Annotated in this window: 16 protein-coding genes and 1 tRNA gene; 8 read left to right on the top strand and 9 right to left on the bottom strand. The window is 64.4% G+C overall.

What is annotated here, in order from left to right; genetic code table 11:
* Window positions 1-150: 150 nt before the first annotated feature.
* From ssb to A8V01_RS18045, 5 genes are all read right to left on the bottom strand, one after another.
* Window positions 151-702 (bottom strand): single-stranded DNA-binding protein, encoded by a 552-nt coding sequence (gene ssb / locus A8V01_RS18065; protein ID WP_103097576.1) that lies wholly within the window; start codon window positions 700-702, stop codon window positions 151-153.
* Window positions 703-793: 91 nt separating this feature from the next.
* Window positions 794-2638, bottom strand: a complete 1845-nt coding sequence (gene feoB, locus A8V01_RS18060) for a ferrous iron transporter B (protein WP_103097574.1) — start codon at window positions 2636-2638, stop codon at window positions 794-796.
* A complete protein-coding gene (locus A8V01_RS18055; RefSeq protein WP_103097572.1) occupies window positions 2635-2874 on the bottom strand; it encodes a FeoA family protein in 240 nt (79 codons plus the stop codon). Before A8V01_RS18055 ends, feoB begins: the two co-directional genes overlap by 4 nt.
* Before the next feature lie 153 nt (window positions 2875-3027).
* On the bottom strand, window positions 3028-3684 hold the full coding sequence (locus A8V01_RS18050) for a COQ9 family protein (RefSeq protein WP_103097570.1): 657 nt from the start codon (window positions 3682-3684) through the stop codon (window positions 3028-3030).
* Between the two features lie 13 nt (window positions 3685-3697).
* Complete coding sequence (locus A8V01_RS18045) at window positions 3698-4330, bottom strand: ankyrin repeat domain-containing protein (RefSeq protein WP_103097586.1); 633 nt, start codon at window positions 4328-4330, stop codon at window positions 3698-3700.
* 99 nt (window positions 4331-4429) lie between these two features.
* On the opposite strand from A8V01_RS18045, the gene A8V01_RS18040 reads away from it, so the two are divergent.
* From A8V01_RS18040 to A8V01_RS18010, 7 genes are all read left to right on the top strand, one after another.
* Window positions 4430-5044 carry an SCO family protein gene (locus tag A8V01_RS18040; RefSeq protein WP_245892705.1) on the top strand — a complete coding sequence of 205 codons (615 nt, stop codon included), beginning with the start codon at window positions 4430-4432 and terminating at the stop codon, window positions 5042-5044.
* Entirely contained in the window at window positions 5032-5562 is a 531-nt protein-coding gene (locus A8V01_RS18035) for a YcgN family cysteine cluster protein (protein WP_103097566.1), read from the top strand. Before A8V01_RS18040 ends, A8V01_RS18035 begins: the two co-directional genes overlap by 13 nt.
* A gap of 4 nt (window positions 5563-5566) precedes the next feature.
* Window positions 5567-6292: a M48 family metallopeptidase gene (locus A8V01_RS18030; RefSeq protein WP_103097564.1), complete on the top strand. Its 726-nt coding sequence runs from the start codon at window positions 5567-5569 to the stop codon at window positions 6290-6292.
* Window positions 6293-6324: 32 nt separating this feature from the next.
* Window positions 6325-6810, top strand: coding sequence for a hypothetical protein (locus tag A8V01_RS18025; protein WP_245892704.1), 486 nt, complete (start codon window positions 6325-6327; stop codon window positions 6808-6810).
* On the top strand, window positions 6807-7793 hold the full coding sequence (ribD, locus tag A8V01_RS18020; RefSeq protein ID WP_103097562.1) for a bifunctional diaminohydroxyphosphoribosylaminopyrimidine deaminase/5-amino-6-(5-phosphoribosylamino)uracil reductase RibD: 987 nt from the start codon (window positions 6807-6809) through the stop codon (window positions 7791-7793). Before A8V01_RS18025 ends, ribD begins: the two co-directional genes overlap by 4 nt.
* A gap of 3 nt (window positions 7794-7796) precedes the next feature.
* Entirely contained in the window at window positions 7797-8414 is a 618-nt protein-coding gene (locus A8V01_RS18015; protein WP_103097560.1) for a riboflavin synthase, read from the top strand.
* 134 nt (window positions 8415-8548) lie between these two features.
* A complete protein-coding gene (locus A8V01_RS18010; protein ID WP_170065976.1) occupies window positions 8549-9874 on the top strand; it encodes an MFS transporter in 1326 nt (441 codons plus the stop codon).
* On the opposite strand, the gene A8V01_RS18005 is transcribed toward A8V01_RS18010, so the two are convergent.
* The 4 genes from A8V01_RS18005 to A8V01_RS17990 form a co-directional block, all read right to left on the bottom strand.
* Window positions 9875-10876 (bottom strand): Gfo/Idh/MocA family protein, encoded by a 1002-nt coding sequence (locus tag A8V01_RS18005; protein WP_103097556.1) that lies wholly within the window; start codon window positions 10874-10876, stop codon window positions 9875-9877.
* A 106-nt stretch (window positions 10877-10982) separates the two neighbouring features.
* A complete protein-coding gene (locus tag A8V01_RS18000; RefSeq protein ID WP_103097554.1) occupies window positions 10983-11525 on the bottom strand; it encodes a GNAT family N-acetyltransferase in 543 nt (180 codons plus the stop codon).
* 2 nt (window positions 11526-11527) lie between these two features.
* Entirely contained in the window at window positions 11528-12703 is a 1176-nt protein-coding gene (locus A8V01_RS17995; RefSeq protein WP_103097552.1) for an amino acid aminotransferase, read from the bottom strand.
* An 80-nt stretch (window positions 12704-12783) separates the two neighbouring features.
* Complete coding sequence (locus A8V01_RS17990) at window positions 12784-13599, bottom strand: DUF1134 domain-containing protein (RefSeq protein ID WP_103097550.1); 816 nt, start codon at window positions 13597-13599, stop codon at window positions 12784-12786.
* A gap of 264 nt (window positions 13600-13863) precedes the next feature.
* On the opposite strand from A8V01_RS17990, the gene A8V01_RS17985 reads away from it, so the two are divergent.
* Window positions 13864-13955 (top strand) — tRNA-Ser (locus A8V01_RS17985).
* Window positions 13956-14004 lie beyond the last annotated feature (49 nt).

Genomic DNA, 14004 nt, shown 5'->3' with positions numbered 1-14004 from the left:
GGGGGGGCCCCCCCCCCCCCCCGAAAAGGACACAATTCGATACGCTGAGCCGCCTGTCCGGCCTGTTCGTCGGCAGGCATCTCGGCGCTGCAATGTTCGCCCGCGTCGCCCTTGCGTCAATAACGGAAGGACGACCGTGAGCGCAGCCGATCAGAACGGGATATCATCGTCCAGATCGTCACCGAAGCCGCCGGACGAGCCGCCCGAGGAACCACCGGACGAGCCGCCCCATTCGTCACCGCCGCGCGATCCGCCGCCCGAACGCTGGCCGCCGCCAAAGCCGCCGCCCGAAGAGCCGCCTTCGTTCCAGCCACCACCGCCGCCGCCACGCTGGCCGCCGCCACCGCCCTGCGCGCCGTCAAGCATGGTCAGCACGCCGCCCATGCCGCCCACCGAAATCTCGGTGGTGTAACGATCGTTGCCGTTCTGGTCCTGCCATTTGCGGGTGCGCAGCTGGCCTTCGATATAGACCTTCGAGCCCTTGCGCAGGAACCGTTCGGCCACACCGACGAGGCCGTCGGACTGAAGCACCACCGAATGCCATTCGGTCCGCTCCTTGCGTTCGCCGGTGGCGCGGTCCTTCCAGCTTTCGGACGTGGCGATGCGCAGGTTGGCGATGCGCCCGCCGTTCTGGAACGACTTGACCTCGGGATCGGCCCCCAGGTTGCCGACGAGAATGACCTTGTTGACGCTGCCTGCCATTGGGAATCGCTTTCGTGTTTCAGATTGGCGGACGGGGTAGCCGATCAGGGCCCGCCGATGCGAGTCCGCTGCGGCATTTTTCCCCGACCCCTCAAAGCCCGGCCGCCACCGCTATCCAGTAGGTCGCACCCGCGGCCAGGTAAGCAAGGCCGAACAGGTAGAGCAGCATGAACGAGGCCCATTTCCACCCGTTGGTCTCGCGCCGCACGACGGCGATGGTCGACATGCACTGCGGCGCGAAGACGAACCATGCAAGGAACGCCAGCGCCATCGGCAGGGTCCAGCGGGCCTTGATCTGGTCGCCCAGTTCGGCCGCCTGCTCTTCCTCGTCGTCGCCCGCAGCCACGGCATAAGTCGTCGCCAGCGAGGAGACGGCCACTTCGCGCGCGGCCATCGCCGGGATCAGGGCCAGCGCCATGTCGCGGTCGAAGCCAATCGGGGCCACGATCACCGCAAGCCCGTTCGCCACCTTGCCTGCGATGGAGGCATCCACCTGGTTCTCGCCCGGCCCGGCCTTGGGGAAGCTCAGCATGATCCACAGGACGACCGTGACGGTGAAGATCACCGTGCCCGCGCGGCGCAGGAATATCCATGCGCGCTGCCACAGGCCAATCGCCATGTCCTTGAGGCGGGGCATCTGGTACTTGGGCATCTCCATGATAAAGCCCGATGCGCCGCCCTTCGCCACCGTCCGGCGCAGCAGCAGGGCCACGCCCATGGCACCCACGACGCCCGCGATATAGAGCGCAAGCAGCACCAGTCCCTGCAGGCCGATCCCGGCCCACACATTGGTATTGGGGATGAACGCGGCGATGATGACGGCGTAGACCGGCAGGCGGGCCGAACAGGTCATCAGCGGCGCGATCAGGATCGTCGTCAGCCGGTCCTTGGGATCGGTGATCGAGCGCGTCGCCATGATGCCGGGAATGGCGCAGGCAAAGCTGGAGAGCAGCGGGATGAAGCTGCGGCCCGAAAGCCCGACGCTGGCCATCATGCGGTCCATCAGGAACGCCGCGCGCGCCATGTAGCCCGATGCTTCCATGGCAAGGATGAAAGCGAAGAGAATGATGATCTGCGGCAGGAAGACGATGACGGAACCGACGCCGGAAATCACACCCTCTGTCAGCAGATCGCGCAGCAGGCTTTCGGGCAGCGCGCCCTGAACCGCATCGTGCAGCGCGCCCACGCCCGTCTCGATCCCATCCTGGAACGGCGCGGCCCAGGCGAAGACTGCCTGGAACACCACGAACAGCACGGCCAGCAGCACCAGCGGCCCTGCCCACGGATTCAGCAGAACCTTATCGAGACTGGCGTGCAGGCGATGGCTTTTCGATTCCGACAGCACTGCGGCCGATGCCATGGCATGTGCGGCGACGCGGCGTTCGGTCGCGCCAAGATCGGTCAGGGCCGGCCCCGCGTGGCGTTCCCCGGCGCTGGCGATCGCCTCGCCCAGTTCGGCAAGGCCGCGGCGACGCACTGCAACCGTCGGGATGACGGGCACGCCCAGTTCCTCGGCCAGCACGGCGGCATCGAGGACGAGACCGTCACGTTCGGCCAGATCGACCATGTTGAGGGCGACCACGGTGGGCTTGCCAAGCGCCAGCAGTTCCTGCGCGAAAACCAGATGCTGTTCGAGGTTCGACGCATCGAGCACCACCACCAGCACATCGGGCGCAGCTTCGCCGGGGAACATGCCGGCGATGACCTTTGCCGTCACTTCCTCGTCCGGACTGGTGAAATCCAGACCATAGGCGCCGGGCAGGTCAGTCATCTCCACCGGTTCGCCGGTGGGCAGGACGAAGCGGCCCGATTTGCGCTCCACGGTAACGCCGGGATAATTGGCGATCTTCTGGCGCGCGCCGGTCAGCGCGTTGAACAGCGCGCTCTTGCCCGCATTGGGGTTGCCGACGAGCGCGATTTTACGTTGACGGCTCACAGTTCCTCGACCTCCATCGCAGCGGCATGCGCGCGGCGCACGGCCACCGTCATGCGGCCCACGGTAATGGCAATGGGATCGCGCCCGCCCAGGATGCCGCGATGCGACACCGCAATCCTGGCGCCCTCCTCCAAGCCCAGGGCGCGGAGCCTTCGCGCCTCTTCCTGGACGAGCGCGGACCAGTCGACGGCGACGATGCGCGCGGACCGGCCGATGGGAAGCATATCGAGAGTCATGGGCTGCGCGGTGCCAGATAACATCCTTAATTGCAACCGGATCGCAATAGCAGAATTACGGGTTTTGGCGGATGCAAGAATTTGAAACGAAACGCGCTTGCTCCACTGCGTCGCGGTGGCCGCCCGACTGCCGGAAGGAACGTCGCCGGATCATCAGCGCGCAGGATACCGTATGCGGCCAAGCAGGCGGGTCATGCTGAAGCGTTCGTCGGGCTTGCGCAGAAGCTGCGACTTCACCTTTTCGAAACGCATGATCCCGGCGATGCGCCGATCGAGAAACGCGCGGCTCTCGGCCTTGTCCTCGCTGGTGTCACGCGCGAAGACGTGGAGCGTGGCAGCATAGATGCCGCCAAGGATCGCCCGCTTGGTATAGTGATTGTAATCGGTTGCCGTGTCGCCCGCGTGCCGCCACATGACGTCGGCGCTGTGCCAGCCCAGACGCGTCGATGCGGCGATGTTCTGCGGCATCGCCATGATCGTCAGGGCCCGCAGCAGGGCTTCCTCACGACCGGCAACTGCTTCAAGCCGCGCCCAGACGAGCCGGCGGATACGTTCGCGGATCGAAAGGTTGGACAGCGCACTACCGGCCACTGACGCGCTCATCGTCGCGTCGACGTGCCCGATCCAGGCGGAGATCATCGCCATCGCCCCATCACGGAAGGCATAAGCCGCCAGCGCCGGATCGACACCCGCCGACTGGGCTGCGGATGCGACCGCGTCGGCGGTCCAGCCGTCGAACACAGCGGCATCGGCCACCAGCGGCGCCAGTTGCAGGCGCAGTTCGTCGAGCGAGGCGGCTTCTTGGGTCATTTTACGAATGTCCTTAGAAAGTCGGGCCGTAGACCGGCTTGGCGGTCTTCGCGCCTTTCTTGCCGTAAGTTTCGATCACCGACATCAGCTGCGAGCCGCCGCCTTCAACTTTGGCGTAATCGCGCGCGCTGCGGCCCGAATTATCCGAACGGTCCGGATTTGCGCCCGCTTCGAGCAGCGCCTTGGTCAATTGCAGGTCCTTGCGGTGGACGGCGAAGATCAGCGGCGTTTCGCCCGCGTCGTTCGACGTATCGGGGCTGGCTTTCTGGTCAAGCAACAGCTGCGCCCCTTCACGCCAGCCAAGGTTCACCGCCAGTTCCAGCGGGCTGCGGCCGCGATCGTCCGTAGCGTTGACGTTGGCGCCCTTGGCGATGAGATAGCTGAGCCAGGTCAGATCGCGGCGCGCGGTGACGATGTGAAGCGCGCCTTCGCCGCTGGTGACGTCCTTGGCGTTGACGATCTGGGACGACTTCATGATCGCTTCCTCGACCTTGTCGCCTTCCTTCTTCTTTACCGCTTCAAGGAACTTGTATCCCTCGGAAAAGTCGGCGCGGGCAGGAGACGGCGCCAGCAGGCTCATCGCCAGGACGGGGACGGCCACCTTGAGAGCCACGCGAGAAAGGCCCACAACGCGACGTATCGTCATCTTCAACACTTCCAATGTCCTTCCACCACAGGTCTTTCGCGCAGCCCCGCCAACCGCGCCTTGCATGGAAGCGTCTAGCAGGTCATGAGCGTGGGCGCCATGACATACCTTGCACGTCGTCTCGCCCCCCTTGCACTCGTACTGCTGGCGGGCCTGTCGCTCACTGCCTGTTCGCAGCAACCTGCCAATGGATCGGGGGGTGAACGCCCGCCGCTTGAAGGCGCGGCCATCGGCGGGCCTTTCACGCTGGTGGACAAGGACAACAAGCCGGTCACCTGGGACAGCTTCAAGGGCCGCTGGCGAATCGTGTACTTCGGCTACACGTTCTGCCCCGATGTCTGTCCGCTCGACATGCAGGAAACGATGCGCGGCTTCGCGGAATTCGCGAAGCGCGAACCTGCAAAGGCCGCGAAAGTTCAGCCGATCTTCATCACCGTCGATCCGGCACGCGACACGCCGGAAATCGTCGGCCAGTGGACTTCCGCTTTCGGCCCGCAACTGCTTGGCCTGACCGGCACCCCGCAGCAGATCGAAAGTGCTGCCAAGGCCTTCGCGATATATTACAAGAAGGGGGCAGACACTCCCGGCGGCTATCTGATGGACCATGTTCGTATCACGTACCTGTTCGATCCCGATGGGAAGCCCGTCGCCATGCTGCCGTCAGACCAGGGCCGCAAGGCAGTTGAGGCGGAGCTTGAAAAGTGGGTGAAGTGAGCGGATCGAAACCCTTCTGGGAACGCCCCCTCGACCAGCTGAGCCGCACGGAATGGGAAGCCCTGTGCGACGGCTGCGGCCAGTGCTGCCTCCACAAGGTCGAGGACGATGACACCGGCGAGATCTATCACACCAACGTCGCCTGCAAGCTGCTCAACCTCAAGACGGCGCAGTGCAGCGATTATGCCAATCGCCGCAGTTTCGTGCCCGATTGCCTGAAGCTGACGCCGGAAAGCGCAGGCCGCTATGCCTGGCTGCCGCCCAGCTGTGCCTATCGCCTGCGCGCCGATGGGGATCCGCTGCCCGAATGGCACTATCTGATCAGCGGCAGTCGCGACACGATCCACGAAGCGGGCATGTCGGTTGCGGGCAAGGTCATTTCCGAGACGGTTGCAGGTCCGCTCGAACAGCATATCGTCTGGCCCTATGGCGACGACGATGAGGAGGAGTGGGAGGTAGAGGACGGCAGTGCGCCGTGGGATATCCTCCCTCCCTCCACGGCGGGAAGCAAGGGTTAACCCCATGCTCGACTGGCTGCGCCGCGATCCTCGGGAAGACCTTACGGTGGAGGTCGCAGGCCGCGCCTTGCCGATCATCGTCCGCCACCTTGAACGCGCCCGCCGCATGACCATGCGCCTTGCGCCCGACGGCAGCGAAGTGCGCATTTCCGTACCGCGCTGGACCCGCACGGCAGAGGCTGTCGCTTTCGCTCGAAGCCGCAGCGACTGGCTGGCGAAGCAGCTCACCGCCCTGCCCCCCGCCGCGCCGATGGCAGATGGCACGACGATTACCTTTCGGGGCGATCCCCTGGTGGTGATCCACGACGAGACGGCACCGCGCAAGCCGGTGGTCGACGATGGCGAACTGCGCCTGGGCGGCCCCGCTACCTCACTCTCCCCCCGCGTGCTGCGCTGGCTGCAGGAACAGGCGCGCGATCTGCTGATTGCAGACCTTGCCGAATACTGCGAACGCGCCGCGCAGCCCTGTCCCGCCCTTGGTCTGTCGAGTGCGCAGCGCCGCTGGGGCTCCTGCGCGCATGACGGGACGATCCGGATCAACTGGCGCCTGATCATGGCGCCTGATCCTGTGCGCCGCTCGGTGGTTGCTCATGAGGTTGCACACCTCGTCCACTTCGATCACTCGCCCGCGTTCCACCATTTCCTCAAGACGATCTTCGAAGGCTCGATCCACGAAGCCAATCGGTGGCTGAAAGCGCATGGTCGGTCGCTCTATGTGCCGTTCGGGTAGCTTTAGGTGCCGTTAGGGCCTACATGAGTGCCATGTTGAAGCGCAGCGGAATCTGGAAAGATGCAAACCCGACCGGCATGGTCGCGGATTTCAAGCTGGTCTGGCAGCAGGCCGGGCACAACCGCTGGCGTATCGCCGCGGTCTCGGCGGCATGCACTTTTGGCGTGTTTTATCTGATGTTTACGCAGGAAGGCAGCGCTCCGCACCCGCCGCCGAAGGTGACCTGGATCTCCGTCCTCAAGGAACACCGCACCGACGCGGAGATCGAAGCGGAAAACCTCGCCAACCAGAAGGCCAAGGAATCCAACGCCCGCGAACTCGCCCGCCGGGACAAGGAAGTGCGCGATCTGTACAAGGCGATCGGCCGCTATTCCGGCATGGACGTCGACAAGATCGCCCGCGAAGCCGACGCAGAAGAAGCCGCCGAAGCCAAGGCAGAGCGGGAACGTGTTGAAAAGACACTGAAAGATGGCGGCATCGCCAATCCCAAACTCGCTCCGGATCCCGCCAAGCAGTGAACCATTGCCCAAGCGAGGACGCGCGCTGGCTAGCCGCAGCAGCCGCCCTCGCTGCCCGCGCACGTCCGCTAAGCCGCCCGAATCCGGGCGTCGGCGCCTTGATCGTCAGGGATGGCAGGGTCATCGCGCGCGGATGGACCCAGCCCGGCGGGCGCCCTCACGCCGAAGCCATGGCGCTGGCCGCAGCAGGGGAAAACGCGCGCGGAGCAACGATCTACGTCACCCTCGAACCTTGTGCACACGAGTCTCAGCGCGGCCCCGCTTGTGCTGATCTTGTCGCGAAATCCGGCCTTTCCCGCGTGGTAATCGGCTGCATGGACCCCGATCCGCGTACATCCGGCGCCGGCATCGCCCGTATTCGCGCGGAGGGTATCGAGGCGGAATACCTGCCTTCGGCTGCCTGCGCGCAAAGCCTGTCAGGCTACCTCATCACCAAGCGCCACGGTCGCCCGGAAGTGACACTCAAGCTTGCCCTGTCGCTCGACGGCTGCATCGCGATGGCAAGCGGCGAAAGCCAGTGGATCACCGGGCCTGAGGCACGCGCGCACACCCACGCCATGCGCGCCCGATCTGACGCGATCCTCGTCGGCGGCGGTACGTTCAGAGCCGATGCCCCCCGACTGGATGTGCGCCTGCCGGGCCTGGAAAACCGCAACCCGCAGCGCTGGGTGCTGACGCGCAGCACTGCGCCTGAAGGCTGGCGCGCGCTCCCTTCGCCTGAAGCCATCGCGGGAATGGAGGGCATTCTGCACGTCTTCGTAGAAGGCGGCGCGCAGGCCGCCACCACATTTCTGGCGGCGGGTCTTGTCGACCGGTTGCTGATCTACCGCGCGCCGGTATTGCTTGGCGGACGGCCGGGGCTGGGCAATTTTGGGTTGCCATCGCTGGCGCAGGCTCACGGCCGCTGGCACATGGTCGAACGACGACAGCTTGGCAGCGACACGCTCGAAGTCTACGACGCGCGAAATTCTAACGAGAGCTAGCCCATGTTCACCGGAATCGTCACCGCTGTCGGCACCATCCGCGAAGCCCGCAAGACCGGCGACCTGCGCGCCGTCATCGCCTGCCCCTTCGATCCGGCCGGCATCGCGATGGGCGCATCGATCGCCTGTTCGGGCGTATGCCTGACCGTGGTGGACAAAGGCGGCGTGGCGGGTGATGCTTGGTTTGCGGTTGATATTTCAGCCGAATCCGTGGCGCGTACCGTACCCGGCCGCTGGCAGGAAGGCGCATACCTCAACCTGGAACCGGCTCTCAAGTTGGGGGACGAACTGGGCGGGCACATCGTCACCGGCCACGTCGACGGGGTCGGCACCGTCATCAACATCGAACCGGTTGGCGACTCACGCCGCTTCGTCATCGCCGCGCCAAAGGACCTGGCGCCCTACCTTGCGCCCAAGGGATCGATCACGGTCGACGGCGTCTCCCTGACCGTCAACGAAGTCAGCGACGAGCCTGACGGCACCTGTCATTTTACCCTGAACATCATTCCCCACACTGCCGAAGTGACCACCATCGGTGCCATGCGCGCAGGGGACGGCGTCAATCTGGAGATCGACGTGCTCGCCCGCTACCTCCAGCGCATGCAGTCGCTGCGCGGCTGAGCCCCCCAATAGAGTCGCCGCCTGTCGGTGACTTTGCGTCTTTCTCCCAATGATCCGTCACCCTGCCCCTAGGCTGGCGGCCATACGATCATTTGGAGACAAACGGCATGCATGGAGCCGCGCCGCAAGGCGGCTTGCTTCGGACCCGGACCAAGGCGCTGTACAGTCTTGGGAACGTCGGGAATCAGCTATTCCGCGACGCGCCGATGATCCTGCTGCTCTATTACCTGACCAGCATCGTCGGCATCCCGCCAGCGATTGCGGGCGCGGCGATCTTCGTGCCCAAGGTGATGATCGGCGCGCTCAGCGATTTCACCATCGGCGTCGTCTCCGACCGGAATCTCCATCGCTTCGCTCGACGCAACTGGCTGCTGGTCGGCGCGGCGCTTGCCCCCTTCGCGATGATCGCCACATTCTTCGTGCCGAACGCGCAAATGAGCGTGCAGGTCGGCTACGTCGTAGTCGCGTTCAGCTTCTACATGGTAACCTTCGCCAGCTTTTCGGTGCCGTTCCTGGCCCACTTTTCGGAAATCAGCAGCGATCCGCAGGAGCGCACCGTGCTGATGGCATGGAAGCACGCCTGGACGGGAGCAGGACTGCTGCTCGGCTCCGCGCTGGTGCCGTGGCTCATTCACGAACTTGGCGCGGATCGCGGCGCCTATGTCACAGGCGCGGCACTGCTGGGCGGGATCACCGCGATCAGCCTTGTCACCGCCTGGAACGCAGTGCGCAAGGTACGGGTCACCGTGCCGCTTGAGCGTGACCTGTCCCTGCGCAGCCTGCTCTCCACACTGACCTTCCGGCCGTTCCGCGTCCTGTGCCTGTCAGCGGCGGCAATGACGGTTGCAGCGGGCACGTGCTCCGCGGCGATGGCGTTCTTCATCACCTACAACATGGGCCGCAGCGATGCCCTTGTGCAGCTTGGCATCCTGGTCGCCATTGCGGGCGGCGTAGTCATGGTTGTCTCACCCCTATGGGTGGCGCTGGCCAAGGTTCTGGGCAAGCGCAATGCCTATCTGGTCGGCGCGCTCGGCCATGTCATCACACTTATCGTGTGGTCCAACGCAGGTACGGGGCCGATCTGGGTAACTTACGTGTGCTCGGCCTGCATCGGGCTGTTCAACTCCGGCTGGGGACTGATCGCGCTGTCCCTCCTCACCGATGCCATGGCGCAGGCGCGTGTGGAAACCGGGCGTGACACTGCCGGATCGTTCGCCGCGATCTGGTCGATCATCGAAAAGGCCGGCATCGCGCTGGGCGGCACGCTGGTGGCAAGCTCCATCCTTGCCGTCGGTGGCTTCGATTCATCCGCCGCAAAGTGCGGCATCGCCCAGAGTGCCGAGGCCGTGGACGCGATCCGCTATGCCTTCGGCATCGTACCTGCGGCGCTGATGTGCATTGCAGCCCTCATCATTTGGCGCTGCGTCCCCGCTCGCGGAGGCGCAGCGCTGGCGCATTGATCAGCCGTCGTGCCGCGCGGCCGCAACGATCGCGCGGTTGAGGCGGGTCTGGCGCAGAGCGGAGGGATGCAGCACGCTGCGGTTCGGCAGTCCGCGCACCGCAAGCGCGAATTCGCGGATCTGCGTCGCGAAATAGTGCGTAATTCCGTCATTGAACAGCGCATCGTCCTCGACCGGCGCGCGATCCGGCATGACGACAGGTTCATCATCAATCCAGAGTTCGTCACCATTCTCGACCCGGACGGTGGCATTCTCGAAATGCGCGATCTTGCGGTTCATCGTGCGCTTCTGATTGTAGGAAACGTGGATGGAGGCCAGCACGTCGTCCGGGTAGCGCAGCAGGATCATCGCCTCGTCCTCAGCCACCCAGTCCGGCTGGAAGCGCGCCGCCTCCACATGGATGCGCAGGGGATCGATCTCACCGACCACAAGTTGCAGAAAGTCGATCGCGTGCGGTGCGAAAAGGGTAAGAACCAGCCCTTCCTCGCGCGTGCGGGTTGCCCACCAAGGCGCCTGCGGACCATCCCAGAACACGCACATCGATATGCTGACGGCGCGCAGGCGACCAAATTCGGCGCGGCGGTCCTGTAGCGTGCGCACTGCCTCAACATGGCGAAAGGTGTGCCCCGCGGCCAGTACCAGCCCGGTTTCTTCGGCCCGGGTGGCAATCCGCTCGGCATCGGCGACAGTTTCAGAAAACGGCTTTTCTACCAGCACGTTACGCCCTGCTCGCAGCACCTGATCCACCTGATCTGCATGAAGTGCATTGGGCGTGCACAGAACCACCGCCTCTACAGCATCCAGCGCCAGCGCCTGATCCAGTGAAGTGCATGCATGTTCCGCGCCGTATTCGCCTGCAAACTCAGCCGCACGAGCCGGATCGGGATCGACCACCGCAACCAGACGGGCATGCTCCGGGCTGCGCGCGATCGCCTTGAGGTGCAGCGGTGCGATACGCCCGCAGCCCACGAGGGCGATCCCTACGGGACGATCTATTGTCATGCAGGCTCCACGTTACGTCTGGCAGGAAAAACGTGACGAGGCCAATATCTGCGAGGCGCGTCCATCGCCGCAGCAACCATTGATCGACAGGTGGACTATCAGACGATCAGGCCAACGGTCCCTGAGCGAAACTCTCTCGCGTGATTTCGAAGATCACATGCTCCACCATGATCCCGCAGCGTTCATAACTGCGCGTTCGCCCCTCCACCAGACGCCCGCCGATGTTCGCCATCGCCTTGCGTGAAATTACGTTGTCGGCGCCGACCTGGAAGATGACGCGCTCAAAGTGCTCCAGCGCGTGAGCGAGCATGAGACGCTTGAATTGCGCGTTGAAGCCGCCGCCCCAGTGTCTGCGGGACAGGAACGACCACCCGATCTCGATCTCGCCGGGCTGCTCCGCGTCAGGCTGACCGTAGCGGGAGGAGCCGATAATAGCCCCGCTAGACTTGTCGATGATTGCAAAAGCGCCGCCGCCCTCCAGCGCCTCAGCGAAGAAGGCGCGGAACACCGGTTCCTGCCAGCGATCGTGTGATGGGTGCGCTGCCCATATTTCGGGATCGGACGCGACTGCGAACAACGCGTCCCAATCGCCTTCGAGCAGGGGCCGGAGCGTCAGCCGGTCCCCTTCGAGAACCGGCTGACGGTTCATGATCAGGCCGTCACTGCCGCGACTGCGGCGATGAACTGGTCGATATTGCCGGTAGTGAGACCTGCAACGTTGATGCGGCCCGAAGCGGCGAAGTAGATGCCGTGTTCCGACCGCATCGCCTGCACCTGTTCCGGGGTGAAGGGGATGATCGAGAACAGGCCGTTCTGCGAACCCACCGGGGTAAGATCGACGCCGCCGGTCTTGCCGGCCGCCTGCAGCCTGGCACGCACGCCGCGCATGCGTTCACGCATTTCGTCCAGTTCGGCGAGCCACTGCGCGGTCAGAGCTTCATCCTCAAGGATGACGCGGACCGCAGCGCCGCCATGATCTGGCGGCTGCGACCAGTTGGCGCGGGCCAGCGAATGACCGTTCGACATGACCTTGGCGAGATCAGCCGGGTCCGCCACCATCGCGTAGAGCGCGCCGACACGGTCACGATAGAGGCCGAAGTTCTTGTCGCACGAATAGCAGATCAGCGCTTCCGGCACCGCTGCAAGCACACGGCGCAGGCCGTAAGCGTCCTCTTCCATGCCCTGGCCGAGCCCCTGATAGGCAAGGTCAAGCACCGGCAGGATGGTCGATGCAGCCAGCAGTCCGGCAATCTCGTCCCATTCGGCGTTGGTATAATCGATGCCGGTCGGGTTGTGGCAGCAGCCGTGCAGCAGGATGGCATCCCCTTCCTGCGCCGAAGCGATCGCACCGCGCACGGCATCCATGTCCGCGCCAGCGGCAGTGGCATGATTGAATTCTACGACTTCGAGGCCAAGGTCGGCACAGATCTGGTTGTGGTTCGGCCAGCTGGGCTTGCCGACGATCACGCGCTTGTAACCGGCGCGCTTCACCATCGCGAGGGCGAGGCGCAGCGACCCGGTGCCGCCGGGGGTCTGCATCCCTTCGATACGACCGTCCATGGTCGGGTTCGCCTTGCCGAACACGTAGGGCATCAGCTTCTCGACGAAGCCCATGTCACCTTCGGGGCCGAGGTAGGCCTTGGAGTCCTGCTCCTCGACCAGCTTCTTCTCGGCCGCCTTGATTGCGGCGAAGACGGGCGTATCGCCCTCCGCGGTCTTGTAGACGCCGACACCAAGGTCGATCTTGTCTGCACGCGGATCGTTGTTGTGGAGCTTGATCAGCGCAAGAAGCGCGTCGGCGGGCTGTTGCTTGAGGTCGTTGAGCATGGCGGGCGGCACTTAACCCCGCCCGCCGCCTGACGCAACCACCTAGTTGAGTGGGAGCGTCGATGCGCAACTTCATTACGTCAGAATGGCAACCAGCGCTGCTTTTCGGAGAACTTCATATAGCCGATGTTCGCACCGAGCCGCAGGCCCGCTCCGGCCCGAACAGGAATCAGCACCGTGTTGCCCCGGCGCAGATAGCTGACGGTAAAACCGCCTACGAGATACGCCTGGCCTTCGCCTGCACCGAAGCGGTGGAACAGTTCCTGGCTGTCGTAAAGGTTGTAAACCAGCACGAAGGCATTGCCTGCATTGGCACCGGCATCGAAGCCGATCGACGGGCCCGTCCAGTAAACGGGCCTGTCGCCTTCGATCTTGTGATGGAGCGTGCCCGAACCATAGCGAAGACCGACGGCAATCGCCCCGCCCGCCTCGCGGCCGACGATATAGGCATTGGGCTCGCCCTGCTTGGCCAGAAGATCCTTGATGATATCCGCCAGGCCCTTCGCGCCTTTGCCGAATACCCCTTCCGCAGCGCCGATAAGGTCGTCTTCGCGGTAGGTGGAACTGCCATCCTGCGTGGCAACGACCGGAGCCGCCGGAGCAGCCGGTACCGGCGAAGGGGCAGGATAGGCAGGTTGTCCGCCATTCCAGTCGGCCGGCGGAGCACTGTCTACCGGGGTTCCGTTACCCGGCTCCGCCGCAGGCGGAACGGGGGTGTAAGTGGTGCCCTGATTGAGATCCGAATCAATTGCCGCGTCAGGATCAACGGTCGTGACCTGCGCGAAGGCCGTTGAAAGCGGTGCTGAAACCGCGAGCAGCACCGTCGCCACCCCGACGATGGCCCGACCGCTGACCCGGCCGGTTGATGTGCGACCCTGCATAGAATGACCCTTCATGGCGTGACTACCTTGCGTTCCCAATGCCTGAACGGCGCTTCCCACATCGCCCGCGCCCCATGCACGGCCAAAACTGGTATCCTTTCACAAGAATCCACCACGCCTGACCTAGCAATGAACGGGCGACGATCCGAGTCGGTTTTGCGGCGGAACGAACGCCCAAGGCACCTGAAGCGATGGATGTGAGAAATCTGCATTATCTCGATAATCCCCCCTTGCCGCCTCTAAACCCTCTCGTTATAGGCACCGCTCCAAGCCGCACTCGGAGACGTGGGTGAGTGGCTGAAACCAGCGGTTTGCTAAACCGTCGTGCCCTTAAGGGGGCACCCCGGGTTCGAATCCCGGCGTCTCCGCCATGCGCCCCTCCACAGAGGGCCATGGATGTCCACCTGGATGGACATTTCT

It is taken from the genome of Novosphingobium guangzhouense (assembly GCF_002896965.1).
Taxonomy (GTDB): Bacteria; Pseudomonadota; Alphaproteobacteria; order Sphingomonadales; family Sphingomonadaceae; genus Novosphingobium; species Novosphingobium guangzhouense.
Note: the sequence above shows the minus strand (reverse complement) of the source record. Positions and strands in the feature narration are given on the sequence as shown.